This is a genomic window from Streptomyces sp. NPDC039424, assembly GCF_055639495.1.
Genome location: NZ_JBVKAI010000023.1, coordinates 109,606 through 132,401 on the forward strand (window position 1 = coordinate 109,606; position 22,796 = coordinate 132,401).

The following is a 22,796-nucleotide window of genomic DNA, read 5'->3' on the forward strand; positions in this document are numbered from 1 at the left end:
CCAAGATCGAGAACAAGTTCAAAGAAGCGTGCATCAAACGCCCTTCAGAACACGATCAAGTGCCGCCCGGCCGACAGGTCCCCAGTTCGGCTTGCCGCCGGGAAGGCCCCGGTCTCCGTTCCGCCCCATGAGCATCAGGAAGAGGCTCTTCATCGCGGCGAGCCCGCGGGCGCGCCGGACCGCCGCCTTGTCTGCACGCGCGTACATGTCGAAGAACCGTGAGGCCGTGCCCGCGGGTAGCAGCACCCATGCGGCGGCGAGGTCCCAGGCCGGGTCGCCGGCGCACATGGCACCGAAGTCGACGATGCCCGAAAGCGTTCCGTCCGAGACGACGACGTTCGCGGGATGAAGGTCACCGTGCACCCATACTGGCGGGCCCTCCCACTCGGGGGCCGCAACGGCATCGTCCCAGACGGCCCGGACCTCGTCGGCAATGCCGCCGGGAACAACGGCTTCAAAGAAGTAGTCGAAGCCGTCCGTGCACTTCTTGGGGTGAGCGCCGAAGTCCGAGCTGATCGGCGCCTCGGCGGGCGCCTCCACGTGGAGCGCCCGGAGGAAGCCCGCCAGTGTGTCGGCCGCATGGGCACCGCGGCTGATCGAGCCGTGGTCCAGCGGCTCGCCGGGAACCCCCGTCATCACGGTCCAGTGTTTGGGGAAGCGCACGGACGGTTCACCGAACCGCACCGGAGTCGGCACCGGGAGCGGCAGGCGCGGAGCCAGCACGGGTAGCCACCGCCGCTCCTTGAGCTGGAGCTCCGGGGTGGGGTCCATGCGCTGCATGCGCACGGCCAACTCGTCCCCGAGACGCCACATTTGGTTGCCCCACCCGCCCGCCACCTCGCGGACGGCCAGCCCTGCAAGGTCTGGATGTTGCTCCTGCAGCAGGTCGCGGACCAGGTCTGCGGTGATCTCGATCTCGGTGTCGGTCATGCGAATTCACAGTACTGAGGCGGCAGGCGGAACGGCTCTCGCTCTCCGGAACATCTCGGGTCCGTCTTCAAAGGGATCTTGCCCAGAGCAGGCATGAGGCGAGGCAGACCGCTGCTTCATAGCTGGTGGCGGTCTTGTCGTACCGGGTGGCGATGCCACGGAAGCCTTTGAGCAGGTTGAAGCACCGCTTGACGCTGTTGCGGCGCCGGTAGATCTGTCGGTCGAAGCCCGGCGGGCGACCGCCGTTGCTGCCACGGCGCCGACGGTGGCCTTTCTGATCGGAGCTTTCGGGGGTGGTGTGGGCGATCCCGCGCCGGCGCGGGTAGGCCCGGAAACCGCGGGAGCTGTAGGCCCTGTCCGCGATCAGGTGATCGGGGCGGCAGCGTGGGCGGCCGTGTCCGGTTCGCGGTACGCGGATGCGTTCCAGCAAAGGGCGTGCACACGGGCTGTCGTTGCGCTGACCGGGGGTGAGCAGCACGGCCAGGGGGCGGCCGCGGCCGTCGCAGGCAAGATGGATCTTGGTGGTCAGTCCTCCGCGGGACCGGCCAAGGGCGTGATCGTCCCGTTCTTCCTGCCGTGGTTGAGCGGCTGTTCGGCCCGTGCTGGCGGCGTGCTGGTGAGCGCGGACAATGGTGGAGTCGATCTGTACCAGCCAGTCGATGTTCCCAGCCGCGTCCGCCCGGGTCTGGAGCTGCTGCAGGACGCGGGTGAACACGCCTCGCAGGGCGTAGGGCCGGAAGCGTGTGTAGACCGTCTTCCAGGGACCGTAGCGTTCGGGTAGATCCCGCCGGGTAATCCCAGTACGGATCTTGAACACCATGCCGCTGAGGATCCGCCGGTCGTCTACTCGGGGGCGGCCGGTTCCAGCCCGGGTATTAGCGGAGTGAGTAATTCCCATGCCTGGTCAGTGAGTTCATGTCGATGCACGGCCCGTGATCCAATAGGGGCGACTCAGGAAACCCGCGCACGCTAGCTTCTGGCCGCGCGGAGGGGGAGATCGCCATGGATGTTATTGCGGGGGCCGTCGGCTCGCAGATTCTCAGTGCAGTGGTGGCCGCCGTGCTTACCGGCGTCGGCACCCTGATGCGCTGGTTCGTGCTCAAGCGGCTGCCCGCACGTCGCACGTGGCGCTACCTGAACGCAGGCGAACTCTCCATAGTGCTGGACACCTCCTACGTCGACACTGGCCGCTACCAGCGACCCGTAGCCGGTCTGGGACAGGTCCGGGCGCTGTCCGTGCTCATCCCCTCTCTCACCCACGCCTACCGGGACCTCGATTTGGAGAAGGTCCGCCTGTCGGCGCACTTGCCGGGCAACGAGATGGAGCACGACCTGCTCATCTTGGGCGGACCGAAGAACAATGAGGCAGCCCGCCGCATCCTGGAGGCCATGGCGGAGGCGTTGCCGTTCCGGCTGGGCGGAGGAGCGATCACATGGGAAGGGACGGCCTACACGGGAGATACCGCCGACAGCGAGGTTGTGCGTGACTGCGGCTACATCGTTCGAGCCGTGAACCCTCTCAACCCGAGCAAGCGCGTCGTGCTGATCGGCGGTTGGTCAACCTATGGCACCGTGGCAGCAGCCCGCTGGCTGGCCGAGAACGGCGCCAGTCGTTCCCTGACCACCGATGTCGCCGTGCTTGTAGAAGCCCCGGTTCTTCGGGATGGCCACGTGTCCACACCTCGCGTCCTGCGTCAGGCAACCATCAGCAGGTGAACCACACCGCCGTTTGAAGACGGGCCCGACTAGAGGTCTTTGAAGGTGGGGGTTACGGCGGTTGGAGGTCGAGTCCGGTCCTGGTGATGAACCCCTCGATGATGCCGGGACGGTACTGCATCCGCTTCAGTCGCGTCTTCACCAGCGCGGTGAGCTGGTCGAGGTCGTGTTTCGTAAGTTGGCCAGTGATCTCTTCAGGCGTGACCACACGCCGCCGCCGGGATCAGCTCGCGCATGGTGCGGCTGACGTGCGTGTTCAAGTTGTCCCACACCAGGACGCGGGGACCGCCGAGTTGCTGGTGCGCGGCATCCCGCAGGCGGGCGTAGTCGGTCTCGTTGAAGCCCTTGCGTCGGCCCTTGGCGGGGCCGCGGTCCAGGTGGATGCGGTAGATCAGCCGGGCCTTGCGGCCGGCCTTGGTGCAGATCAGCGCGGCCATGGAGACGCGCTTCGTGCCCGCGGCCGTGACCTTCACGATCGGGGTGCGACCGCGGCCCCAGGTGCGGCCCTTGGGCGGCCTCAGCCCCTGACCCGCCTCGTCCTCGAAGCAGAGCCAGGCGCCCAGGTCCGCCGCCCTCCTTTTATGACGGGCCACTGCTCCTCCTTCCACACGGCGATCCGCGACTCGTCGCGCTCGGCGGCCTTGCGGGTCGGCACCTGCACGCTCCACCCGATCCGGTGCAGCAACAGGTCCAGCCCGGCCAGGGTGTAGGCGACGCCGGACCGGCGGCCCACGACCTCGGCGATCCGTGCGAGCGTCCAGCACTGGTCAGGCCAGCCGCACGCGGCCGGACCACCGTCCAATATCGCATCCAGCAAGCGCAGTTGACGTCGTCGAGCTTGCAGCGGGCACCGCCAGGGCCCTTGGAAGCCAAGGCCTGCCGGCCACCCGAGGCAAGGGCCCGGCGCCAGCGGTTCGCCGACATCCGCGTCACTCTGAAACGCCGGGCCACCTCCGTGTCACTGACCCCCGACTCGATCAAATCAGCAGCCTCGAACCGGACTTGCTCGCGCCGAGCCCGCTCCTCGGCCATCAGCCCACCACCGTCGGGATACTTCATCCCTCCGGCATAGACCGATCCGAGCCAGTCGTCACACCCCGAGGTAACCCCAACCGCTAAAGATCTCTAGTTGTCGCCTCGGTGTCCGTCGCGGACCACCGCTAACCCGCCGACCCGGGTCGTGATGCCCGCCGGCCCGCGTCGGGCCGAAGCGAGCACGCTGGCCGGTCGACCGAGGGTGTCACCCTGCTCCACCTCGATCGCGACCGTCTGTGCCCCTGTCGCGTCGAGCAGGTGGGCGGCCAGGCAGCCGGTGCTGTTGGCGTTGGCGACGTCCTCGTCGACACCGATCGCCGGCGCGAACATCCGCGCCGCACCCGGTCGGTCGCCCACCGGCGGTGCGTACACGAAACAGCCGAGGAGCCCGTACCGCTGGCACGCCGCTGTCAGCCTGCCGAGGTGTGGGTGGACTCGGAGCAGCGCCGACCGGTCGTGGACCGGTACCAGCATGCGTGGTGCGCCGGGCGCGGCGATCCGTGGCGCGTCGGTCGCATGCGGGTCGTCCGCGGTGAGCCCGAGCGCGGCGACGATCGCGGCGCGCTCGTCCGGTGCCGGGTGACGCAGCGCGACGAGGCCCTGGTCGAACCACACCTCGATGCCGGCGGGGCGGCGGACCGCGACGGTGTCGAACGTGCGCCCGCCGGTGTGTTGGCGGTCGTTCAGCTCGCCCAGCGCGGTGCGGGTCAACCGGACGGCCTGCGCGGCAACGGTGCCGTGGCCGCAGCCGGACAGTTCGGCGGTGGCGGTGAAGAACCGGACCGGCCAGCCACCGTCCGGCGTCCGCCCCGGCCCGAGGAACGCCGTGTGCGAGGTGCCGGCCGCAGCAGCGACCGCACGCCGGTCCGCGTCCGTCGCCGCCGGGTCGTCGTCGCTGACGGCCGTGGGGCTGCCGCCCCGGCCGTCGCGACGCACGCACGCATCAACCACCGTGACATTCGGCCAGGACATCTGCCCACCTTTGACGCTCAACGAACCGCCAACCGCGAACGGCGTTCCGCCGATAGCCGGACCTGGCCGCAACGGCCGACCGAACGCGTCCCGGAGCGTACCGTCCTGCCTCAGCCGGTGCCGTCCTGCACCGGATAGTGGATGATGACCGCACCGCCGGTGGCGTAGTTGGCGACATCGGCGGCCACCCGCTGGCCTTGCGGCGACGCCCGCGCCGCGGCCATGGCGGCGGCGTCAGCGAAGTCGCCTTCGAAGACCGCGAAATACGGCGCTTCTCCCTTGGTCGCCGCCACGTCGAAGCTGTAGCGCCACGCAAGCAGGCCGGGCCAATTCATGACCAGTGGAAGGTGGTTGGTCACGTAGTAGTCGCGGAAGTGGTCAGGGTCGGCGGGCTTGGAATATAGGACCACCAACTTGTGCATGACGACCTCCGTCCAGAGACGAGACCATAACACTCCGGGTGACCTGGGAGCTCCTGCTAAGAACTGCCGCCGACCTCGCCAGGTGCGGAGCATCGGGATCTGGGTGAGGACGGAGGTGGTTTCGAGGAGCGCGTGGGAGTCGGTGGCCAGCCACAGCGGGAGGTCGCCGACGAAGGCTACGACATCGGGGAGGGCCCGGGTGGGTCGGGTCGCGCCAGAATCCATAGTCGAGCACACCGGGCTCGGTGGCCGCGGCCTTCGCGAGAGCCCTGAGGGCGGACTCGAAATCGGCGGTGTGCGTGATCCCCTGCCCTCACCAGCGCAAACCCGAGGGCCGCTCAGCCTATTGCCGGTTTCGGCCGTACTTTGGCTGCACCCCGTGTAGGCGAACTGGGGCTACCCCGCTGACTGGGATCACATCCCTTCAGTGGCTCACGTCGGCGCCTACTCTAGATCCAGGCGGCTTCGACCGGCTGCCGAACGACCGAGCCCTACACGTCGCGCCTGTGGTGGTCCGGCGTGGAAGGCATCACGCCATGACGTGGTCCTTGCCGGAGCCGATACTGACCGTAGCCGTGGCCAGCCCTGCCCTGCCCGCCGGGTGGGCCGCCGAGCCGAAGTTATTGCGGGGGTTGTCCGTTTGTCCGCAGGGGCGCGAGCTGGAGTGCAACGCCACCCCAGCGGTCTCGCGTAGACGGCTGTGCCGTTCCTGCCCTCGATGTATCGGTGCCGGATGCTGCCGCTGTTGCCGCAGATCGACTCGCGTGGCTCGTCGGTCAGTCGGGTGTCTCGCCCGAGTCGGCGGGCTGGGAGTCGTTGGCCGGCGCGGACCGCTCGATGCCGTCGTCGGTCGCGGCCCAGCTGGCCAGCAGGTTCAGGGCGTCCTGCGAGGGTGAGTGGGGCTCAGCGGTGTAGGTGAGGAGGAACTGGCTGGGGCCGTCGGGGAGCGGAAAGGTTTCGAAGGGCAGGTCGACGTCACCGACGACCGGGTGGTGGAGGAGCTTCACGCCCGTGGTGTGCATGCGGACGTTGTGGGCCGCCCAGCGGCGACGGAATTCCTCGCTGCGGGTGGACAGCTCCCCGATCAGGTCCGTCAGCCGCCGATCGTAGAGATCGCGGCCGGCCTCGGCGCGCAGCATGGCGACCGTGTCGTTGGCGACTTCGTGCCAGTGGCGGAAGAACTCGGTCGCGTGCGGGCCGAGAAAGACGAACCGGGCGTTGTTCGGCGGCCGTACCGGGTCGGCGTAGACGGGGGCGAACAGGGCGCGCCCGTGACCGGGCACGAGAAGGCCCTGTGGTGGGCCCGAGCCGTCGAAGCGTTCCCCGACTACGCCGAGTACCAGAAGAACACGGACCGTGAGATCCCGGTCCTCGTTCTGGAGCCGGCGGCCCACGAGCACTGACCCGGCGCAGCCGGTTCAGCCCGCGGATCCCCCGCACCCTGCCTCTGGCAAACCAGCGTCGGACCACTCCACCTGACAGCGGCCAGCTCGAATCCCCCATGGTCGGCCTGCCCGGCTCGCCTGGACGAAGCACATCACCCGCGACCGCGACATCGATGTCCTCAGCAGCCTGACCTCCGACGACACCCACGCCTGAGCACCATGCCCCGGCCTAGGCCGGAAGCCGCACCCGGTGCACCTACGGCGCTGACCCGCTACCCGGCAACGGCGCCCGCGCCGGCAGCGCGCGGACCACCGAGGCACGGTCCGCCAGCCGGTGACGCACCCCATTGATCAGACCGGCCTGACAGCCGTCACGAACCTGACAGCCGTCACGAAAAGGAGTACCTGATGAAGCACGTATCACTGGGCGGGCTTGATGTCTCCCGCATCGGCCTGGGAGCCATGACCATGGCCGGCATGTACACCACGGGCGCGGGGCTCGATGACGCCGAGTCGATCCGCACCATTCACCGGGCGCTGGACCTCGGGGTCACCCACATCGACACCACCGAGATCTACGGCCCCTTCCACAGCGAGGAACTCGTCGGCAAGGCCATCAAGGGCCGCCGCGACGATGTCGTCGTGGCGACGAAGTTCGGCCTCGCTCCCACGCCGGCGACGGACCCGGCGTCATCGACAGCAGTGCCCACAACGTGAAGGCCGCGGTCGAAGGCTCGCTCCTGCGGCTCGGCACCGACCACATCGACCTCTACTACCAGCACTGCGTCGACCCGAACACGCCCATCGAGGAGACCATCGACGCGCTGGCCGAGCTGGTCGCCGAAGGCAAGGTGCGCTACATCGGGCTCTCGGAGGCCGGCCCCGAGACGATCCGCCGGGCACACGCCGTGCATCCGGTGGCCGCACTGCAGACCGAATACTCGCTGTGGACCCGTGACGTCGAGGTCGAGATCCTCCCGCTGCTGCGCGAGCTCGGTATCGGGTTCGTGCCCTACTCGCCGCTCGGCCATGGCTTGCTGACCGGGCAGATACGCACCGTCGACGACTTCGCCGACGACGACTGGCGCAAGACCAACCCGCGCTTCACCGGCGAGAACTTCCAGCGCAACCTGCGCATCGTCGACGAAGTGCAGGCCATCGGCGCCGAGATCGGCGCCCCCCCCCGGCCCAGACCGCGCTGGCCTGGCTGCTGACCCGGGGCAACGACGTCGCCCCCATCCCCGGAACCCGGCGGGTCGCACGCGTCGAGGAGAACACCGCCGCTGACGGCATCGAACTCAGCGCCGCCCAGCTCGACCGCCTGAACAACCTCACACCGGCCGCGGGCGAGCGCCACGACGAGGCGAACATGGCCACCATCGACCGGTGATCTGACGCCCCGGCGAATCGCCGACCCGCCGCAACCCGCACCCGTTCACCCATTTCACTGATCACTGAAGAGGCTTTCTCATCATGTCCAAGGTTCTCCTTGTCGTAGGCCACCCCGACCTGTCCCAGTCGAAGGCCAACAAGGCCCTGGTGGACGCCGTCCGCGAGCTGGCCCATGTCACCGTGCACGACCTCTACGCCGCCTACCCCGACTTCCAGATCGACGTCGACGCCGAGCAGGCACTGCTGGCCGACCACGATGTGATCGTCTTCCAGCACCCGGTGTTCTGGTACAACACCACCCCTCTGTTCAAGCAGTGGCAGGACAAGGTCTTCACCCTCGGCTGGGCCTTCACCATGGACGGCTCGCCCTCCAAGCTGGCCGGCAAGAAGGCCGTCGTCGCCGTCACCGCCGGCGTCCCCGCCGAGCACTACACCCCCGAAGGCGCGAACAAGACCACCATCGAGACACTCCTCAGCAACTGGTACGCGACCCTGCGGCTGTGCCAGTTCGACATCCAGCCGATGGTCAAGCTGTACGGCACCGCCTTCGGCCTCTCCGAGGAAGACCTGAACACCGCCGCCAAGCAGTACAACGAACTGCTTGCCTCCTTCGCCGCCTGACCGCACTCCCACGTGGACGGCCGCCCTCGCCGATCGCGGCGCAGCGGTGATGGGTCTACAAGCCTCCGGTCGCTCTTCGCCGGATGGGCACCAAGCGACCGAATGGCGCGGTCTCGGACGCCGTCCTTGAGCTTGGCGGCCATCTTGGCGGCGGCGGCCTCGAACGTCCGGCGGGTCTTATCCGTCGCGGCGACGTCAGTCGCCTGCTCGGGGACGCGGCCGGCCTTCCGGTCCGTACGGGTCGGCCGCAGACGAGATCTCGGGCACGGCGACGGCGTGCGGCCGGGAGTGCGAGCCCAGCAGTGCGCCAACGTGCTCAGCATCCGGGTCCGCTGCGCGATGCTGCCGATACCGTGCCCTCACTGCGGGACCGCGTCGCGCGGTGGTGCAGTGCGCTATGTGCGGCGGCTGGCCGATGCTGTCCCGGAGTGACATCCCTGACCCTTTGAGGGCCCGGCACTTTCCTGGACACTTGGGCTCCCTGCTGACTTGTGTTTCCTCAGGCCGAGAGCACTGCGCTGAGTGCGCTGTGTCGTTTCTCGCGGGTTGGAGTGTCGGCAGGGTTGAGCAGGAGGACGGCCTGTCGGGTTCGGTGGTAGTAGACGCGGTGTGCTGAGCGGCTCCGGGTCAGTAGGCCAGCACGGAGGAGGCGGCTGAGGTGGTAGGAGACGGTGGAGGGGCTCATGTAGTGACGTCGGGCAAGTTCTGTGGTGGTTCGGGGCGTGTGCAGGTCGGTCAGCAGAGTGAGGCGGGAGCGGCCGATGACTTCGGCGTGGGGAGCGTGGGCCCCGGCTGGTGAGTCCGGGTGGGATTCGGCCGGGTAGATCAGGTAGGGCCCTCGTTCATCCCAGGGGTCCACGCTGAGTAGCCAGGTAGCGGCCATGCTGGAAGGAAATAGGTTGAGGGGGTGGCTGGTGGTGACGGCAACATGCCTCTGGTCGTCGAGGTTGAGCCCCGCTGAGCAATAGGTGATCGCGGGGTGCAGGGAGTTGAGTCCTGCGGCCAGTCCTGTGGTGGCCGATTCAATGGCTCGGTGTTCGATGTCGGCGGTGGCTCGTGCTCGAAGTATGGGCCAGGTGGTGCAGAGGCAGTGATGCCAGAAGTCCGACATCTCCTGGGCAATGCGCTCGGCGAAGTGCTGCTCGCCACGGTCCAGGAACCGCCGCAGCGTCACGGTGGCTTCATCGCCGCGGCATTGGTCTTTTGGTGCGCTGTCGAAGAGCCTGCGCATCTGACGGCCGACAGTGCCTGCTGGCGTGGTGGCGACACAATGCAACTCGGCATCCAGGTCGGGTACTTGGCTTGCCTGTGAGCCCGGTGTCATGAAGTCTGGAGTGTAGGGACCGATCTGGGCACGAAGAGCAGCGATCAGACGATGGCGGCGCCCCACGAGAACCTTGTCCACATCCCGGGGCCCGCATACTCCTGGGATCTTCGCATTCCAGGAAGCCATGGGGTGCAGTGCCACGGCTACATGCATGAGCGGTGACAGTACGAAACGCGTGGCCGCCAGCCCGTCAGTACTCAAAGAGATCCGTATCAAGACTCGCCTTGATCATTACTTGTGACCCGCATGGTGCACCTGCGGGGACACACATTCGAGTGGTATCTGAACCACGCCAGTGCTGTGGTCGCTTGCAGTGTTCTTCCGGCTGGATCCGGAGGATTCCTGCTCCGTGGTTGCTGACGGTGGTGTCATGGGTGCGGGTCAGCACTGGCGCTTCAATCGGGTGGCCGGCCTCGGTGTGTCTGGAGCGCGTCCTGAACATTCAGGCACGCCTTCACGAGAGTCGGCTGTGAGGAGCCGATATCCGACGTCAAGGGTGTCGCGTTCAAGCAGGTCGGCGTGGCGCTGCGCCCATCGGCCGGCAGTGAGGTCGTCGGACAGGCGAGCCAAGCCGGCATGGAGGGCTTCGTGCGCCTCCCAACAGTTGAGTCAGCCGGTCGATCGTCACGGCACGGAGTTCGTCGAACGCGGCTGACTCGCGGAGGTACTCCTCAAGCAGCCAGAACTTCCGGTTGACGTTCTGGTCCCAAGTGAGGATGACGATACGGTGCCGGGCGATCCGCCGCAGCTCCCTGATTCCGGCGTCGAGATCGGTCCAGTGGTGGACGGTCAGGAGGGCCATGGCCGCGACGGCGGAGTCGTCCACGATCGGTAGGCATTCCGCCGATGCCCGCAATGCCGGTGGTGAACCGGCAGGTCGCTGAACGATCACCGTGGGGCTGAGTTCCACAGCCAGGAGTGTGTGCGGCGGTCGTAGGAGCCGGTGCCGGTGCCTACATTGATCACCGTGGCAGCATCGCCGAGGGCGGCGTAAATCTGAGCGGCGATCCGAGGATCCGGCCGTCGAGTGCGGCTGTAGGTCGCCCCGATGGTCTCGTAAGTCGTCACAGCGCCCACTGAGTCCTGCTTTCCTCTCGGGACGGGCCCCACGCTCGCGGAGCCGGGCAACCGCGTCTGACGCACCGTTGGCTGTGGCCTTGGCCTGATGCGCCTGGCCGGTCATCAGCGCGCAAGCCTGCGCAGCACCCGCACGTAGCGACCCCAGTGCGCCGGGCGGGCCACTGTGCCGGTGCAGGCCAGTTCGGCGCGGTCCAGGCTGTCTTCCAGACAGGCATCGTGGAAGGGGCGGAAGATGAGCGGCCATGTGAGGCGGGCCGGGCCCTTGGAGGCCATGGCAAGAGTGTGTCGCAGCAGCGTGTGCTCCTGATCGACAGTGAAGGCAGCGTATTCGTGGAAGCCACGGAAGCCGCGCGGCCCGTTGAAGGTGAAGCGCACCCAGTGCGAAGGCACATATGCGGCGACGGTATAGCGGACCGGGCCGTGCCCTCCGACCGCTCCGGTCGCCAAGGGGCGGTCGAGCTTCATCGCCGGCCAGCCGCCCGTGGGCCATAGCTTGTCGTCGCTGCTCGCCAGGGTGTCTATCAGCGCGCCCACCTCGCTTTGGCTGGCGGTCAGCAGGCGCTCGTGCACGTTGTAGACGCCCATGCGTCCTCCCCGAACTTGATCTAGAGGGTACTCTCTAATATTCTAGAGAGTACCCTCCAACTCATGGCCAGACCACAGCGTTTCGATACGAATCAGCTCCTCGACGCCGCCGTGCGGCTGGCCGCCGCAGCGGGCCCGGGCGCGGTGACAATGTCCGCGGTCGCCACGGAGGTGGGTGCCCCGAGCGGTTCGGTGTACCACCGCTTCCCCAGGCGAACCGCGCTGCTCGCCGAGGTGTGGCTACGGACGGTAGAAAGCTTCCAACAGGGCTACTTGGAGACCATCGAGGCAGGCACCGACGCGCGGGAGGCGGGGTGTGCGGCGGCGCGCCACGTCGTTGCATGGAGCCGCGCGCACCCGCGGGAGGCCGCCCTCCTTCTTTACGGCGCCGAGGATTTCGAGCGTGCCAAGTGGTCTCAGGAGCACATCCAGCGTGCGGACCGCGGCAACCGGCGCGTGTACGCCGCTCTGGCTTCCCTCGCCGCCGCTCTGGGCGCCGAGGGCCCGCAGGCCACCGAACGTGCCTTGCTCGCGATGGTGGACCTACCCCTCTCGCTGGTTCGCCGCCACCTCCGAGCCGGTGACCCCCTGCCCGCCCACGCCGAGGATCTCGCCGAGGAGTGCACCGCAGCACTGCTCGGTTCGCTTCCCCCGGGTACCTCCGCCAAGGGCTCCCACTCTGACTGAAGAACTCCGGGCCCTCAGGGCTCGCCTCGCGCGCTGTCCGCCGATAGGCCAGGGGGGGGCCGTGTATCGGCTCGGCACGGACGAGACGCCAGGCCCGGTCACGGGCCCGAGCACCGCGGTTCCCGGTGGCCTTGCGTGTCGGCGCAGCTCCCACGGGAGGGCCCGAGCCGCCATCGCCGTTACCCGACCCCGATGGTCGACGCGTCGTTCGTACGCTCAGCCCCCGCCCTCTACCTACCTGCTTCCCCAACAGCCCCTAACAGAATGATCGGCGGCTGGCGCGAGGTGATCCCGTCAACGGATGGGGCGCAGGAGGGCTGTGTAGTTCTCTCCGCCGTACAGGGACTCGTAGTGGATCTTGAGTGTGAGCCGCCGATTGATCAGGTCCTCGACTTCGGCGTGGTTCTGCGGGTCGTAGCTCGCGACACTCAACAAGTACTGTTCGTAGTCGGTGGCGATGACCTCTCCGCGGTTGAAGGTCACAGCGGACGGGTGCACCGACAGGTGGTCGCGGACGCGGCCGATACTCTGTGAGTCCCAGGCGCCGATCACTTCGCCATCGACAGTGAGCGTACTGTCGACGATAACCGCGGGTCCAAGGCCGGAGTTGCTGAGCCGGATCCCTGCTCTGCCTCCCGTCGGCCAGCCGCGGTGGAGTTGTAGTACCGGGCGTACCGAGTGGCGGTTGTGTTGCCGCATGGCGTGCGTCTGGTACACGGAGACGACCAGCGACGCGACGGCGATCACGACCGCGCATATAGCAGTGACGGTCTCCGCGTTCATCCCATCCCCCTGGTGGAGTCCTTTCGCTCAGACGCTATCTGAACCGTTCACCGTGTCCCAGCCCAACCTTCAGCGGTGGGGGGTCAAGGTCATGGGAGAGTCGTCGTGGGTCGGGGTCGGGGCGGATGGAGCGTGCCGAACCGCCGTTGCCGAGGACGGAGAGCGGCGGTTCCGGTATCCGGGCCGCAAGGCGCTGCCGGACCGGGAGGTGCTGTGCGGGATTCTGTACGCGCTGCACACCGGCATTTGTAACCGATCACGTTTCTACAGGTCGCCGTTCGCAGAAAACCACTCAAGACCCGGGCCTTTTCACGAGGTGGTTCCGACAAGCTGCCGGGGTGGTTCTGATGACACCCCATCAAGCCGCAACCGTTGCAGAACGAGACGACTCCTCGGAGTGTGAAGCCCCGGCAGGGAGGCCGTGCCGCACGCGCAACGGGAAGAACGCGACGAAGGATCACGCACCGCGCTTCATCCTCGCCCCGTACTCCGGGGTCCGATCCTCCGCGCCGCTGGTCAAGCGCCTCCCCGCCATCGTGGCTGACTGCCGTCGGCTGAGGCACAGACGGGCCCGCATCCAGCTCTGAACAGACGTCATCGGTCACCCACCTACGGCCGGCGCGTCAGGGTCCCGCATCATGGGCACCATGACGAACCCCGAGGGCCCGTACGTGAAGGTGCACTTCCGCCTTGAGATCGAGGACAACTGGCCCCCAGCATCGGTGGAGAGCCTGTGGGCTGTCGACCAGGGGGACGGCACCGCGCGGCTCGACAACATTGCCTGGTTCGTCCGAGGCATCGCCTGCGGGGACGTCGTGGCCACCGAGCCCGACGAGGAGGGCGAGCGATGGGCTGGGGAGGTGGTTCGGCGTTCCGAAAACTGCACCATCCGCCTCATCGTGCTCCGTGACGGTGGCTCTGGAGCTGCACGGCAGAGCGTGATCAACGCCTTTCACAAACTCGGTGTCTGCGGCGAGGGCATAGAACGGTTCGGCATGGTCGCCCTGGACGTCCCGCCCACCGCCGATCTCGCCAAGGTGCAAAGGCTGCTCAAGCACGGCGTGGCCAAGGAGTGGTGGGACATGGAAGAGGGGTGCATCACCGCGCAATGGCGGGCTGCGTCCGTCGGCTGACGCCGTTGATGTGATCCACGGCTGAGCCGTCCCTGGGCCGTCCGAGGCCGCTCGACAGCAACCAAAGTCGACCAACGACGACGGTGTCGTGCGTTTCCCGAGGAGCTGGCCAGCCCATACATCCTCATCACCAAGGGGTGCGCCGATACTCATCGCGCGGAGGGCGGTGACCGCCGCGGTCATCTCGGGTCTGATTCACGAGCGGCGATCAACGCGAGCACGCCGACGACAACCAGCGCCCAACTGCCGGTGGAGGGGAAGTAGATGACGCACAGCGGTATCCCGATCCCCAACAGATACCACCCGAATTGTGCGGGAAGGCTTCCGGTTACTCGCACCACGTGCCCAGCCAGGGTACCCAGGGCCAGGAACGCCAGACCGGCAGCCATGAACCACACGGTCGCCTCGCGGGCATCGAACCCGTCTATGTCCGGGTCGGCGGCGGTGGCGACGACTCCGTCGTGAAGGATGTCGGACCACGAGTTCGGCTGGGTGAACGCCCAGACGAAGTGGAGCGCAGCCGTCGCGACCATTAACCGCGGTACCCATCTGGCCAGACCGTTCATACGTGTTCTCCAGAAACAGTTGCAGAGCCATTGATATGCTGCGCCGATCGACGGCTTGAGTAACCAGGACCAGTTGACTCAACCCCACAAGCGCCGCCGTTTCGATCAATTTCGGCCGCGCCTATGGGCGCGACGAGCCTCTTCATGAGCCACTGGACCGATTTCAGGCTGCGCCGAGGCGCGACCTCTTGCACTGGTATTCATGGCCGCCGTAGGTTGCGTGCACCTTCAGGCGGAGCGCCTTTCCTTCGGGCAAGTCTTTAACCTGTGCGGCACAACGGTTTCACCGAGCGATTCACCTTGCTGCCAGCCGGGTCGGCATTCGCCAACTGCCGGACGTCGCAATCATTTTGCGCGCCATGCGGAGGGCATGGAAGGGGAGACTGATGCGACAGCGGGGCTGATTGATACCTGAAAATGCATGGCAAGGAGTGGAGCCACCCCCGGCCTGGCGCAAGCTGTCAGTAGCCTTGAGGCCACCCGCACGCGGCGGCCGTTCAACGTCGGCTGGCCGCCCGGCGTCCAGTCCCTTCGACAGGTCGAGCAGCAGACGCAATTGGTGCACCCCGGCTCGACGGAGGCTGCCAGAGCCCAAGGACAAGTGCTGTCGAGCCACCTGGTGCTGGGTGCGTACGTCAGGGCGCTGCCCGTCGTCCGAGCGTCACCCTCGCTGAACGTCGAACTACGCGAAGTGGACTTCGTGGAGCAGGCCAGTTGTGTAACTCGGCAGACAGGGGGATGCCGTGCTCTTGGCTGATCGCTCGGCAGCCCCGGAGGAACTGGCTGTTCCGCCGTTCCTCGGGCTCTCTGACCGCGTACCACCAATGGCGTGGTTCCCCGGCGAACCCGCGCCCTGGTGGAAGCCCCCCGGCTACACGGAACACAGCGACGTCCCTCGGATCCTGCAATGCGCTGCCAGCTGCCGACAAGCGTGCGTCTTGTGTGCCACGAGTTGCAGAGAGCTTTCCCGCTCCCCGGCTCCGCTACGTCGACGCCGTCGTATCAATGTCCTGCGCCGCCCGGTCTCTCCGGCTTCAAGAAGTAGTGACGGCTCGCACATCGCGACAGGCGGCGGCCCATCATTCGAACGATATCGAATCACCTTGTCGGCTGCCTGAATGTCTCCTAGCGTCCCTGAGTCGACCCTCAGGAAAACTACACACGGAGACGCGATGCGCAACACGAAAATCTGGCTGACTGCAGCTCTACTGGCGGCCCTTGTCATGACCGCCTGTGACGGCGGCGATAATTCCGGCAGTGGCGCCAGCGGTAGCCCTGGCGCTGCCCCCTCCCCCGCCGCGCAGAACCCCATCTCGGGAGAGCTCCTCGCCGATCCTGAGCGGGTTCGGCAGGCACTGCCCAGCGAGGTCACTGCCCCCGAGGGGTGGGATGCGGATCAGCCCACACTACTCACCAATGAGAAGTCGACCTTCCAGTGCGGTCGCGACCTCAGGACAAGCTGTGGCGGTCTCATCGCTGCGGGCGTGACCGCATTCGATCGTGATGGCGGCGCGGATGGAGCCATGTTTGTGGACTTCACCCTTTATGCCTTCAACACTCAAGAAAATGCCCGGGTCGGCATGAAGGCCTTGAGAGCCGAAGAGCACCGCGACGCTTCGGGCGCCGAGACGCAGGCCATCAAGGTGGATACGGGGGCGGACGAGAGCGATGCCTTCGCCGGCTCGAACGTATCCCATGTGGTCATGCGAGTCGGTGGGACCCTCGCCATCCTGCGGGCTGAGAACCTTGACAGCGCCGCCGATCTCCAGAGGTTCGCCAAGCTGCAGGTAGAGCGGATCAAGAACGTCGCGCAGGGGAAGAACCCGGATGCCTGACTCTCCTCATCCGCCGGGACACGAGACCAGTACAGCGCGAACACGGCTGCCACGCGGGTTCGGGCCAACCCTGCCGAGGCCAGACCCGCGCACTGCAGGCCCACCCGCGCCGGCGCAACAACGACGCCCGCCGCCCTAGGGCCTGTCCGACGAGTCGAGTGACTCACCTGGCGGTGGCTCGTTGCGGCTGATGTGGGGCGGGGTGATCTATCGGACGACGAGTGGGCTCGACTCGAACCGCATCTGCCCAAGAACCTTGGACGGGGCGGACGTTGGCAGTGTCACCGGCGCGTGATCAACGGGATTCTGTTCCGGCAGCGCACTGGCCTGCCGTGGCGTGATCTTCCGACCCGCTTCGGGAAGTGGAAGACGGTCTATGACCGGCATCGCAGGTGGTCCGCGGATGGCACGTGGGAGAGTCTCCTGCGGACGGTCCACGCCGACGCCGATGTCGAGGGGCGGATCGACTGGAGTGTGGTGAGCGTGGATTCGACGGTCTGCCGCGCCCATCAGCACGCGGCCGGGGCTCATCACCGCTTACCCCGGGTGCTGGGGCGCTGGCGCCGTCCCGCCGAATATCGCCCCGATGACGCGCTCGGCCGTTCACGGGGTGGCCTCACGACGAAGATTCACCTGGCGAGTGACGGCAGCTGCCGCCCATTGGCCGTGCTGATCACCCCCGGTCAGTGGGGTGACGCGCCACAGTTGATCAAGGTTCTCGATCGCGTTCGTGTCCCGCGCCCAACTGGCGGTCACCCGCGGACGCGACCGGACCACGTGTGCGCGATAAGGCGTACAGCTCCCGCCGGAACCGCCGCTATCTGCGGCGACGCCAGATCAAGCACACCATCCCCGAGCCGAAGAATCAGAAGGTCAACCGCCAGCGGCGCGGTAGCCACGGCGGGCGGCCGACCGGCTTCGACAGCACTACCTACAAAAGGAGGAACGAAGTCGAGCGTTGCTTCAATGCGCTCAAGGGCTCCAGAGCAGTGGCGACCCGCTACGACAAGAGGGCCTACGTCTTCCACGGCACGGTCACTCTTGCCGCGATTCGGCTGTGGCTCCGCTACTGATATCAGCCACTGCAGCGGATGCCCCGGTAGTTGGCTCAGTCGTCGGCCGCGACGACGAGGGTGATCTGCCCAGCCGAGCGGTCGATGAGCACGAACTCGTGGAAGTAGTCGTGCACACGTCCTCAGTCGTGAATCGCCTCATCACCGAGCTCGCTGAGGTAGTAGATGCCATCGGCTGCAGCCAGGCAGTCGAACACCTCCCGCTGCAGATCTGCCTCCAGCTCGGTGGGCACGTCCCAGAGCGGATCCACCCAGTCCCGCAGGATCTGCGCGGCCTTCTCCTGGCTGATGGGCCCGTAGAGGTCGGGAGTGATCAACCGCAGCCAATACGGACCATGCCTGGGCCCGCCCGGCAGCACTCCACCACCTGCATAGTCGTCCCGGAACTGCTCATGCCCAATCAGTGCGGCAAGCAGCCCTCTATCGTCCAGGGCCCCCGCGGAGAAGCGGAGCCGCTTGATATCGACCCACCGAAACCCGTGCTCCTTCGGATCCGGGACGTAGTGTCGAAAATTGATGAAGGCGCTTCCCTCGTGAGCGAGCCCGTTGTCCATGGCGCCAGCCTAGAAGGCAGGCAAGGGGACCCCGCCGACCCACCGGATAGCCCCTAAGCCGTGGGGACGAGCATCGACGTGACATCGATCAGCACGTACTGCCACGTTGGCGATCTTGCGGCGGGGTCCTGTCGCCTCGCTGACTGGCGAGCGCACCACGGGCGACCACGCGGGCAATGTGCTTCGTCAGCTGGCCAGGATCACGGAGGCGACCGTCCGCCATCCCGCGTCGGTACGGGCGGCCAGGTAGAGCACACGGACACGCTGGAACTCCCGCCCCTGACTGTCCTGGCGCGCCCAGGTCACCTCGATTTGCGCGGCCCGCTCGTTGAGCACGCGTACCGCCGGGTCGAGGGCCTTGCTGCCGCCGTAGTCGGCGTCGCGCAGTGCGCGCAGCTCGTGTGCGAGTCCCTGGGAGAGCGCCTCGGCGGAGGCGAGAGCGGTGTGGGCCGTGCCCGTGGTCATGCTGATCGGCACCGAGAAGTAGTCGAGGAGCGGCGCGGGATCGGTGCTCCCCTTTGCTGCCAGTCCGATGAACGTCTCGACGTAGCTGTCGAACCATGCCTGTGCTTCGCTCGCGACGGCGGCCAGATCGGTGTGCGTCATGATTTCGTGACCCTTCTTGCGGAGATTTCAGGTGCGGGCTTCTTGGAGGGGAGTGCGCTTTGCCGTCGTGTCACCGGTTCGCGAACGCGTTGGTGCCGGTTAGCTGGGCGGACAGGGTCCACAGGCGTGCGGCCTGTTCGGTGTCGACCGCGTAGGGCCTGACTCCGGGTGCGTCGTCCTGGGAGAGCGGGGCGATCTCGCAGTCGTCCAGGTAGACGCCGCCGGTGTGGGCCAGCTGCGGGGAGGTGGCCGCCCAGACCTGGGTGGCGGCACCCTGTTCGGGGGTCTTGAAACTGGGGGCCGTGTTGCCCTGGTCGTCGATCCAGCCGAAGGCGATCATCTCCTCGCGGGTCATGTGCCGCTGGAGCGGGGTCATGACGGCACCGGGGGCGACGGCGAAGGCCCGCACCTGGTGCTCGCGCCCGAGCGCGTCGAGGTGGACGGCGAACAGCGCGATCGCGGTTTTGGACTGTCCGTAGGCGACGGCCTTGTCATAGTCGTTTGCGAACATGACGTCGTCCCAGCGGATCGGCGAATAGCGGTGTCCGGCAGAGCTGAGCGCGACCACGCGCGCGCCGCCGTCGGCCGCCAGGGCGGGCCACAGCCGGTTCGTGAGTGTGTAGTGGCCCAGGTGGTTGGTGGCGAACTGCGCCTCCCAGCCGGGTCCGAGGCGGGTCTCGGGCAGGGCCATCACGCCGGCGTTGTTGATGAGGATGTCGATGCTGCGGCCGCTTGCCAGGAACTCGTCCGCGAAGGTGTGCACGCTGGCCTGGTCGCCCAGGTCGAGACGGCGCACCTCGACCCCGTCCACTGCGGTGAAGGCTTCCGCAGCCGCTTCCGGGCGGCGGACGGCTGCGACGACAGTCGCGCCAGCGCCCCGCAGGGCGCGTGTGGTCTCCAGCCCCAGTCCGGAACTACCGCCGGTCACGACTGCGAGCTTTCCGGTGAGGTCGAGGCCGGCCAGGACGTCGGCCGTGGTGCTGCGGGCCCCGAAGCCGGAACCGATGGGCTGCTGTGCTGTCATGATCGCCATTCCTTGCGCGTAGAGCGTCACGGTCAACGCCGTAACCGGGGAGTTCCCCGGTTAGTCATGACCGTAAGCGGGGAACTCCCCGGTTGTCCAGTTAGACTGGTCCCCCGATGAAGGGAGCAGCCTTGACCACCAAGCCGAGCGTGTTGCGCGCCGATGCCCGCCGTAACCGGGAGCGCATCCTCGAAGCGGCCGTACGCGCCTTCTCCGAGAAGGGCCCGGACGTCGCGATCGACACGATCGCCAAGGCGGCGGGCGTCGGCTCGGCCACGCTCTACCGCCACTTCCCCACGCGCGAGGCGCTCGTCGAGGCGGCCTACCGCAACGAGCTGGCCCGCGTCTGCGACAGTGCCGCGAAGCTGCTGGCCGACAACCCGCCCGACCGGGCGATCCGCCTGTGGATGGACGACTTCATCGACTACCTGGCTGCCAAGCAGGGCATGGCGGACGCACTGCGGGCCGCGGCCGCATCCGGTGCGGACCCCTTCGCCGAAACCCTCGACAAGCTCGCCACCGCGCTGGGCACCCTGCTGCACGCCGGCGCCGACGCCGGTCTCCTGCGCCCGGGCATCGACCCCTTCGATGTCGGCTTCAGCCTGGCCGGCATCGGGCTGATCACCAGCGCTCCCGACCAGCGCGAACGGGCCGGACGCCTCCTCGACCTGCTCCTCGACGGCCTCCGGTACGGAGCGGACGGATCGGCGTCCAGCTCGTGACCCGGCTTTGGCCGCAATCCTCGCCGGCTTTGTGACGTCAGCGGTCCAGCAGCCCCGACCGCGTTGCGGAGCGCGAGCCACTGACACGGGTCAGGAAATGTGAAACAGGCACTGAATCGGTTTCGGACCCATCGGACAGGCCCTAACCTCCTGGCCGCACAGGGACGCGACCCGCCCACATCCGCTGCGAGGAAGGCGTCCGCTGGAGAGTCAGGTAGCTACGAACGGCACTCAGACCATCCCGCGGCCAGCCTCCCGATCACGCACAGGGATTGCGCGAGAAACAAGGAGACACGTATGGATGCGTTCCAAGGCCCGCTGCTTGACGCTCCGAACGGGCGGCTGGGGCAATCTCGTTCACGTCCCCGCCCAGCCAAGAGCAAGGCCACGGGCCGATTCGCGGGTGCTTGAGGAGCGGCCACCCCCTCACCGACGGGGAGGGCCGACTCCCGCAAGCATGCACATGCCTCTACGCCGCGGGCGCTGGGGCCGTCAACCGTGCAAGGCGGCCGTACCAGAGCAGCAGCACCGTCGGCAGAATCAGCTCCACCCCGATGAACGCGGCATGCATTGCGTGAGGCGCGCCGACCGCACAGTAGGAGACACCGCGCGCCAGCCCACCAACAAACACTGCGCCGAAGACCACCCGCATGACCGGGACATGGCTCTCGGGCCGTCTCGCCGCCACCAGCAGAGCGATGCCGAGGGCACACCAGACCCCCGCGAAGAAGCGGTAGTTGCTATCCAGCGTGTTGCTCACATCAAGGGTCTCCGGCAGTGCGGTGGGCCCGGCAACGACGTCGACGGTGCCTGTGCCCAGCACGACCAGACCCAGCACCGCGAGAGCTCCCTGAAATGCACGCCGTGACGACATATCTACTCCTCCAAAAGGCTCCACTGCGTCCATCCTGGAGCTCTTCAGCAACGGCGAGGAAGATGAAAGCGATGTGACGATGGAACGGATTGATACCGTATCGAGCATGGATCACTCAGGCGTGTCCGATCCGAGCGTGCATCAGCTGCGGCTTTTTCTGATGTTGGCCGAGGAATTGCACTTCGGCCGGGCGGCACAGCGGCTCTACATCAGCCAGCCCGCTTTCAGCCGTCAGATCAAACGGCTGGAGGAGCAACTCGGGCTCACTCTCGTGCAACGCTCCACGAGGAAAGTGCAGATCACCACGGCAGGCGAGAATCTACTGCCACGGATACGAGCCCTGGTGGAAGCAGCCGACACGCTGCGGCAGGCCGCCTCCGAGCATGCTCGATCCGTGACGGGACGAGTGGTGCTCGGCTCATACATCACAGCTCTTCCGGTTGTCACCGAACTGGTTGCCGTACTGCGGCAACGGCATCCCGCGCTGAACGTGGCCTTGCGGGAGGTGGATTTCGTCGAGCAGGTCGGCGCGCTCACGGACGGCAGCGTGGACGCCGTGCTCTGCTACGGTCCCGTACCGGCGGGGATCCAGGCCTTGCCTCTTGCCACTGAACCGCAGGCTGTCTGTCTACCGGACTCCCATCCCCTGGCCACGCGAACTGCCGTTTCCCTGGCAGAGTTGGCGGATCTGCCCGTTGTCGGGCTCGCCGCCTCTGTACACAGGGAGTGGCGCAACTTCTGGGCGGCTGATCCACGGCCTGACGGCACGCCCGTCGCATACACCGATGACGTGGCGACCACGTTCGAGTCGAGTGTCTCAGCGGTGAGCCGTGGGCACGGCACACGCTTCGTGTCGGTCGCGTGCCGCGAGTTGTTCCCGCGCCCGGGCATCCGGTACGTGGACGTGATCGATGCACCCCCTTGCACGGCCCTGCTCGCCTGGTCTGCCGAGCGCCGCGACACACGGGGGGTCGTGGCCCTGCGTCGTGCGGCCGCCGACATGGCCGCGTCGATGAGTGGTAACCCAGATCCTCACTGGTGGCGCACCGCCGGGGGCTCTGTGCGGTAGCTGATTCTGACAAAAGCTGTTGCTCATGTGGTTGTTGGCCTATCTGGTCGCTGGTCTCGTCGTGGCGTAAGACAGTCGCGCCCGTGGACGGTGTCGGAAGAACTGTGGTCGCTGGGCGAACTTCGCTGCCAGAGCCGGGGCTGGCCGTCGGCGAACTGCACACCGCCGACCGCGAGGTGGACGCCGAGGTCCTGGCGCACATCTCCCCAGCCAACAGCTCGGTGGTCAACTACTACGGCTCCATCACCGTCGACTACGAACACGAACTCGCCCAGCTCGATGACCAGGGACACCAGCCGCTGCGGACCGTGAACGTGGACGAGTCCGGAGCCGGGTTGTAACAGCAGGCGTCCGTCACGCTGTCGTTGAAAGTGTGGGAACCACCTACTGGACGCCAGTGTGATC

General features: G+C 67.2%; 24 protein-coding genes and 3 pseudogenes. 12 read left to right on the forward strand and 15 right to left on the reverse strand.

Annotated features, from left to right (window positions below):
* Nucleotides 1-33 precede the first annotated feature (33 nt).
* Both ACZ7L0_RS37520 and ACZ7L0_RS37525 read right to left on the reverse strand, forming a co-directional pair.
* On the reverse strand, nucleotides 34-930 hold the full coding sequence (locus tag ACZ7L0_RS37520) for an aminoglycoside phosphotransferase family protein (RefSeq protein ID WP_471247050.1): 897 nt from the start codon (nucleotides 928-930) through the stop codon (nucleotides 34-36).
* A 67-nt stretch (nucleotides 931-997) separates the two neighbouring features.
* Nucleotides 998-1,857, reverse strand: a protein-coding gene (locus ACZ7L0_RS37525; protein ID WP_471247051.1) for an IS5 family transposase whose coding sequence is annotated in 2 segments (ribosomal slippage) — nucleotides 998-1,798 and nucleotides 1,801-1,857 — 858 coding nt in all. Because the reading frame shifts where the segments join, the coding sequence is not laid out codon by codon here.
* Between the two features lie 75 nt (nucleotides 1,858-1,932).
* Between ACZ7L0_RS37525 and ACZ7L0_RS37530 the strand changes: the two genes are divergently transcribed.
* The gene (locus ACZ7L0_RS37530) at nucleotides 1,933-2,646 is read left to right on the forward strand and encodes a hypothetical protein (RefSeq protein WP_471247052.1); all 714 of its coding nucleotides are present in this window, start codon (nucleotides 1,933-1,935) and stop codon (nucleotides 2,644-2,646) included.
* Nucleotides 2,647-2,698: 52 nt separating this feature from the next.
* On the opposite strand, the pseudogene ACZ7L0_RS37535 reads toward ACZ7L0_RS37530, so the two are convergent.
* The 4 genes and pseudogenes from ACZ7L0_RS37535 to ACZ7L0_RS37550 form a co-directional block, all read right to left on the reverse strand.
* Nucleotides 2,699-3,705 (reverse strand): annotated as a pseudogene (locus ACZ7L0_RS37535) (IS630 family transposase).
* Nucleotides 3,706-3,771: 66 nt separating this feature from the next.
* Nucleotides 3,772-4,653 (reverse strand): PhzF family phenazine biosynthesis protein, encoded by an 882-nt coding sequence (locus ACZ7L0_RS37540; RefSeq protein ID WP_471247053.1) that lies wholly within the window; start codon nucleotides 4,651-4,653, stop codon nucleotides 3,772-3,774.
* Between the two features lie 110 nt (nucleotides 4,654-4,763).
* Nucleotides 4,764-5,075, reverse strand: a complete 312-nt coding sequence (locus tag ACZ7L0_RS37545) for an EthD family reductase (protein WP_060905596.1) — start codon at nucleotides 5,073-5,075, stop codon at nucleotides 4,764-4,766.
* A gap of 776 nt (nucleotides 5,076-5,851) precedes the next feature.
* Nucleotides 5,852-6,358 (reverse strand): MmyB family transcriptional regulator, encoded by a 507-nt coding sequence (locus ACZ7L0_RS37550; RefSeq protein ID WP_471247054.1) that lies wholly within the window; start codon nucleotides 6,356-6,358, stop codon nucleotides 5,852-5,854.
* Here ACZ7L0_RS37550 and ACZ7L0_RS37555 point away from each other — a divergent pair.
* From ACZ7L0_RS37555 to ACZ7L0_RS37565, 3 genes and pseudogenes are all read left to right on the forward strand, one after another.
* Nucleotides 6,347-6,478: pseudogene (locus ACZ7L0_RS37555) on the forward strand (nitroreductase/quinone reductase family protein); the annotation flags it as partial. The gene ACZ7L0_RS37550 and the pseudogene ACZ7L0_RS37555 sit on opposite strands and share 12 nt — an antisense overlap.
* A 390-nt stretch (nucleotides 6,479-6,868) precedes the next feature.
* Nucleotides 6,869-7,850, forward strand: a pseudogene (locus tag ACZ7L0_RS37560) (aldo/keto reductase).
* Between the two features lie 83 nt (nucleotides 7,851-7,933).
* Nucleotides 7,934-8,473 (forward strand): NAD(P)H-dependent oxidoreductase, encoded by a 540-nt coding sequence (locus ACZ7L0_RS37565; protein WP_471247055.1) that lies wholly within the window; start codon nucleotides 7,934-7,936, stop codon nucleotides 8,471-8,473.
* A gap of 499 nt (nucleotides 8,474-8,972) precedes the next feature.
* Here ACZ7L0_RS37565 and ACZ7L0_RS37570 read toward each other — a convergent pair whose 3' ends face one another.
* The 3 genes from ACZ7L0_RS37570 to ACZ7L0_RS37580 form a co-directional block, all read right to left on the reverse strand.
* Nucleotides 8,973-9,878 (reverse strand): ArsR/SmtB family transcription factor, encoded by a 906-nt coding sequence (locus tag ACZ7L0_RS37570; protein ID WP_471247056.1) that lies wholly within the window; start codon nucleotides 9,876-9,878, stop codon nucleotides 8,973-8,975.
* Nucleotides 9,879-10,305: 427 nt separating this feature from the next.
* Complete coding sequence (locus ACZ7L0_RS37575; protein ID WP_471247057.1) at nucleotides 10,306-10,983, reverse strand: class I SAM-dependent methyltransferase; 678 nt, start codon at nucleotides 10,981-10,983, stop codon at nucleotides 10,306-10,308.
* Nucleotides 10,983-11,465 carry an SRPBCC family protein gene (locus ACZ7L0_RS37580; protein ID WP_471247058.1) on the reverse strand — a complete coding sequence of 161 codons (483 nt, stop codon included), beginning with the start codon at nucleotides 11,463-11,465 and terminating at the stop codon, nucleotides 10,983-10,985. Before ACZ7L0_RS37580 ends, ACZ7L0_RS37575 begins: the two co-directional genes overlap by 1 nt.
* A 63-nt stretch (nucleotides 11,466-11,528) precedes the next feature.
* Between ACZ7L0_RS37580 and ACZ7L0_RS37585 the strand changes: the two genes are divergently transcribed.
* Nucleotides 11,529-12,152, forward strand: a complete 624-nt coding sequence (locus tag ACZ7L0_RS37585; protein WP_471247059.1) for a TetR/AcrR family transcriptional regulator — start codon at nucleotides 11,529-11,531, stop codon at nucleotides 12,150-12,152.
* Between the two features lie 294 nt (nucleotides 12,153-12,446).
* On the opposite strand, the gene ACZ7L0_RS37590 is transcribed toward ACZ7L0_RS37585, so the two are convergent.
* Nucleotides 12,447-12,935, reverse strand: coding sequence for a hypothetical protein (locus ACZ7L0_RS37590; RefSeq protein ID WP_471247060.1), 489 nt, complete (start codon nucleotides 12,933-12,935; stop codon nucleotides 12,447-12,449).
* 347 nt (nucleotides 12,936-13,282) lie between these two features.
* Between ACZ7L0_RS37590 and ACZ7L0_RS37595 the strand changes: the two genes are divergently transcribed.
* Together ACZ7L0_RS37595 and ACZ7L0_RS37600 are read left to right on the forward strand one after the other, a co-directional pair.
* Nucleotides 13,283-13,522 (forward strand): zinc finger domain-containing protein, encoded by a 240-nt coding sequence (locus ACZ7L0_RS37595; protein WP_471247085.1) that lies wholly within the window; start codon nucleotides 13,283-13,285, stop codon nucleotides 13,520-13,522.
* Nucleotides 13,523-13,582: 60 nt separating this feature from the next.
* Entirely contained in the window at nucleotides 13,583-14,068 is a 486-nt protein-coding gene (locus tag ACZ7L0_RS37600) for a DUF4265 domain-containing protein (protein ID WP_471247086.1), read from the forward strand.
* Between the two features lie 179 nt (nucleotides 14,069-14,247).
* Here the strand turns inward: ACZ7L0_RS37600 and ACZ7L0_RS37605 are convergent, their stop codons facing one another.
* Nucleotides 14,248-14,634, reverse strand: coding sequence for a DUF6463 family protein (locus ACZ7L0_RS37605; RefSeq protein ID WP_471247061.1), 387 nt, complete (start codon nucleotides 14,632-14,634; stop codon nucleotides 14,248-14,250).
* A 1,172-nt stretch (nucleotides 14,635-15,806) separates the two neighbouring features.
* Between ACZ7L0_RS37605 and ACZ7L0_RS37610 the strand changes: the two genes are divergently transcribed.
* Both ACZ7L0_RS37610 and ACZ7L0_RS37615 read left to right on the forward strand, forming a co-directional pair.
* Nucleotides 15,807-16,469 carry a hypothetical protein gene (locus tag ACZ7L0_RS37610; RefSeq protein WP_471247062.1) on the forward strand — a complete coding sequence of 221 codons (663 nt, stop codon included), beginning with the start codon at nucleotides 15,807-15,809 and terminating at the stop codon, nucleotides 16,467-16,469.
* 192 nt (nucleotides 16,470-16,661) lie between these two features.
* Nucleotides 16,662-17,542, forward strand: a protein-coding gene (locus ACZ7L0_RS37615; RefSeq protein ID WP_471247063.1) for an IS5 family transposase whose coding sequence is annotated in 2 segments (ribosomal slippage) — nucleotides 16,662-17,253 and nucleotides 17,253-17,542 — 882 coding nt in all. Because the reading frame shifts where the segments join, the coding sequence is not laid out codon by codon here.
* 122 nt (nucleotides 17,543-17,664) lie between these two features.
* On the opposite strand, the gene ACZ7L0_RS37620 is transcribed toward ACZ7L0_RS37615, so the two are convergent.
* The 3 genes from ACZ7L0_RS37620 to ACZ7L0_RS37630 form a co-directional block, all read right to left on the reverse strand.
* Nucleotides 17,665-18,096, reverse strand: a complete 432-nt coding sequence (locus ACZ7L0_RS37620; RefSeq protein WP_471247064.1) for a hypothetical protein — start codon at nucleotides 18,094-18,096, stop codon at nucleotides 17,665-17,667.
* 186 nt (nucleotides 18,097-18,282) lie between these two features.
* Entirely contained in the window at nucleotides 18,283-18,702 is a 420-nt protein-coding gene (locus tag ACZ7L0_RS37625; protein ID WP_471247065.1) for a DUF6841 family protein, read from the reverse strand.
* A gap of 70 nt (nucleotides 18,703-18,772) precedes the next feature.
* Nucleotides 18,773-19,729: an SDR family NAD(P)-dependent oxidoreductase gene (locus ACZ7L0_RS37630; RefSeq protein ID WP_471247087.1), complete on the reverse strand. Its 957-nt coding sequence runs from the start codon at nucleotides 19,727-19,729 to the stop codon at nucleotides 18,773-18,775.
* A gap of 128 nt (nucleotides 19,730-19,857) precedes the next feature.
* Between ACZ7L0_RS37630 and ACZ7L0_RS37635 the strand changes: the two genes are divergently transcribed.
* Complete coding sequence (locus ACZ7L0_RS37635) at nucleotides 19,858-20,448, forward strand: TetR/AcrR family transcriptional regulator (RefSeq protein ID WP_471247066.1); 591 nt, start codon at nucleotides 19,858-19,860, stop codon at nucleotides 20,446-20,448.
* 469 nt (nucleotides 20,449-20,917) lie between these two features.
* On the opposite strand, the gene ACZ7L0_RS37640 is transcribed toward ACZ7L0_RS37635, so the two are convergent.
* Nucleotides 20,918-21,430: a DUF4345 domain-containing protein gene (locus tag ACZ7L0_RS37640; protein ID WP_471247067.1), complete on the reverse strand. Its 513-nt coding sequence runs from the start codon at nucleotides 21,428-21,430 to the stop codon at nucleotides 20,918-20,920.
* Here ACZ7L0_RS37640 and ACZ7L0_RS37645 point away from each other — a divergent pair.
* Both ACZ7L0_RS37645 and ACZ7L0_RS37650 read left to right on the forward strand, forming a co-directional pair.
* The gene (locus tag ACZ7L0_RS37645; RefSeq protein ID WP_471247068.1) at nucleotides 21,429-22,391 is read left to right on the forward strand and encodes a LysR family transcriptional regulator; all 963 of its coding nucleotides are present in this window, start codon (nucleotides 21,429-21,431) and stop codon (nucleotides 22,389-22,391) included. The genes ACZ7L0_RS37640 and ACZ7L0_RS37645 overlap by 2 nt on opposite strands.
* Before the next feature lie 104 nt (nucleotides 22,392-22,495).
* A complete protein-coding gene (locus tag ACZ7L0_RS37650) occupies nucleotides 22,496-22,732 on the forward strand; it encodes a hypothetical protein (protein ID WP_471247069.1) in 237 nt (78 codons plus the stop codon).
* Nucleotides 22,733-22,796 lie beyond the last annotated feature (64 nt).

Coding starts and splice junctions, on each gene's coding strand:
- ACZ7L0_RS37520 (WP_471247050.1), bottom strand. CDS start 930: ATGACCGACACCGAGATCGAGATCACCGCAGACCTGGTCCGCGACCTG.
- ACZ7L0_RS37530 (WP_471247052.1), top strand. CDS start 1,933: ATGGATGTTATTGCGGGGGCCGTCGGCTCGCAGATTCTCAGTGCAGTG.
- ACZ7L0_RS37540 (WP_471247053.1), bottom strand. CDS start 4,653: ATGTCCTGGCCGAATGTCACGGTGGTTGATGCGTGCGTGCGTCGCGAC.
- ACZ7L0_RS37545 (WP_060905596.1), bottom strand. CDS start 5,075: ATGCACAAGTTGGTGGTCCTATATTCCAAGCCCGCCGACCCTGACCAC.
- ACZ7L0_RS37565 (WP_471247055.1), top strand. CDS start 7,934: ATGTCCAAGGTTCTCCTTGTCGTAGGCCACCCCGACCTGTCCCAGTCG.
- ACZ7L0_RS37575 (WP_471247057.1), bottom strand. CDS start 10,983: ATGACCGGCCAGGCGCATCAGGCCAAGGCCACAGCCAACGGTGCGTCA.
- ACZ7L0_RS37580 (WP_471247058.1), bottom strand. CDS start 11,465: ATGGGCGTCTACAACGTGCACGAGCGCCTGCTGACCGCCAGCCAAAGC.
- ACZ7L0_RS37585 (WP_471247059.1), top strand. CDS start 11,529: ATGGCCAGACCACAGCGTTTCGATACGAATCAGCTCCTCGACGCCGCC.
- ACZ7L0_RS37590 (WP_471247060.1), bottom strand. CDS start 12,935: ATGAACGCGGAGACCGTCACTGCTATATGCGCGGTCGTGATCGCCGTC.
- ACZ7L0_RS37595 (WP_471247085.1), top strand. CDS start 13,283: ATGACACCCCATCAAGCCGCAACCGTTGCAGAACGAGACGACTCCTCG.
- ACZ7L0_RS37600 (WP_471247086.1), top strand. CDS start 13,583: ATGACGAACCCCGAGGGCCCGTACGTGAAGGTGCACTTCCGCCTTGAG.
- ACZ7L0_RS37605 (WP_471247061.1), bottom strand. CDS start 14,634: ATGAACGGTCTGGCCAGATGGGTACCGCGGTTAATGGTCGCGACGGCT.
- ACZ7L0_RS37610 (WP_471247062.1), top strand. CDS start 15,807: ATGCGCAACACGAAAATCTGGCTGACTGCAGCTCTACTGGCGGCCCTT.
- ACZ7L0_RS37620 (WP_471247064.1), bottom strand. CDS start 18,096: ATGGACAACGGGCTCGCTCACGAGGGAAGCGCCTTCATCAATTTTCGA.
- ACZ7L0_RS37625 (WP_471247065.1), bottom strand. CDS start 18,702: ATGACGCACACCGATCTGGCCGCCGTCGCGAGCGAAGCACAGGCATGG.
- ACZ7L0_RS37645 (WP_471247068.1), top strand. CDS start 21,429: ATGGATCACTCAGGCGTGTCCGATCCGAGCGTGCATCAGCTGCGGCTT.
- ACZ7L0_RS37640 (WP_471247067.1), bottom strand. CDS start 21,430: ATGCTCGATACGGTATCAATCCGTTCCATCGTCACATCGCTTTCATCT.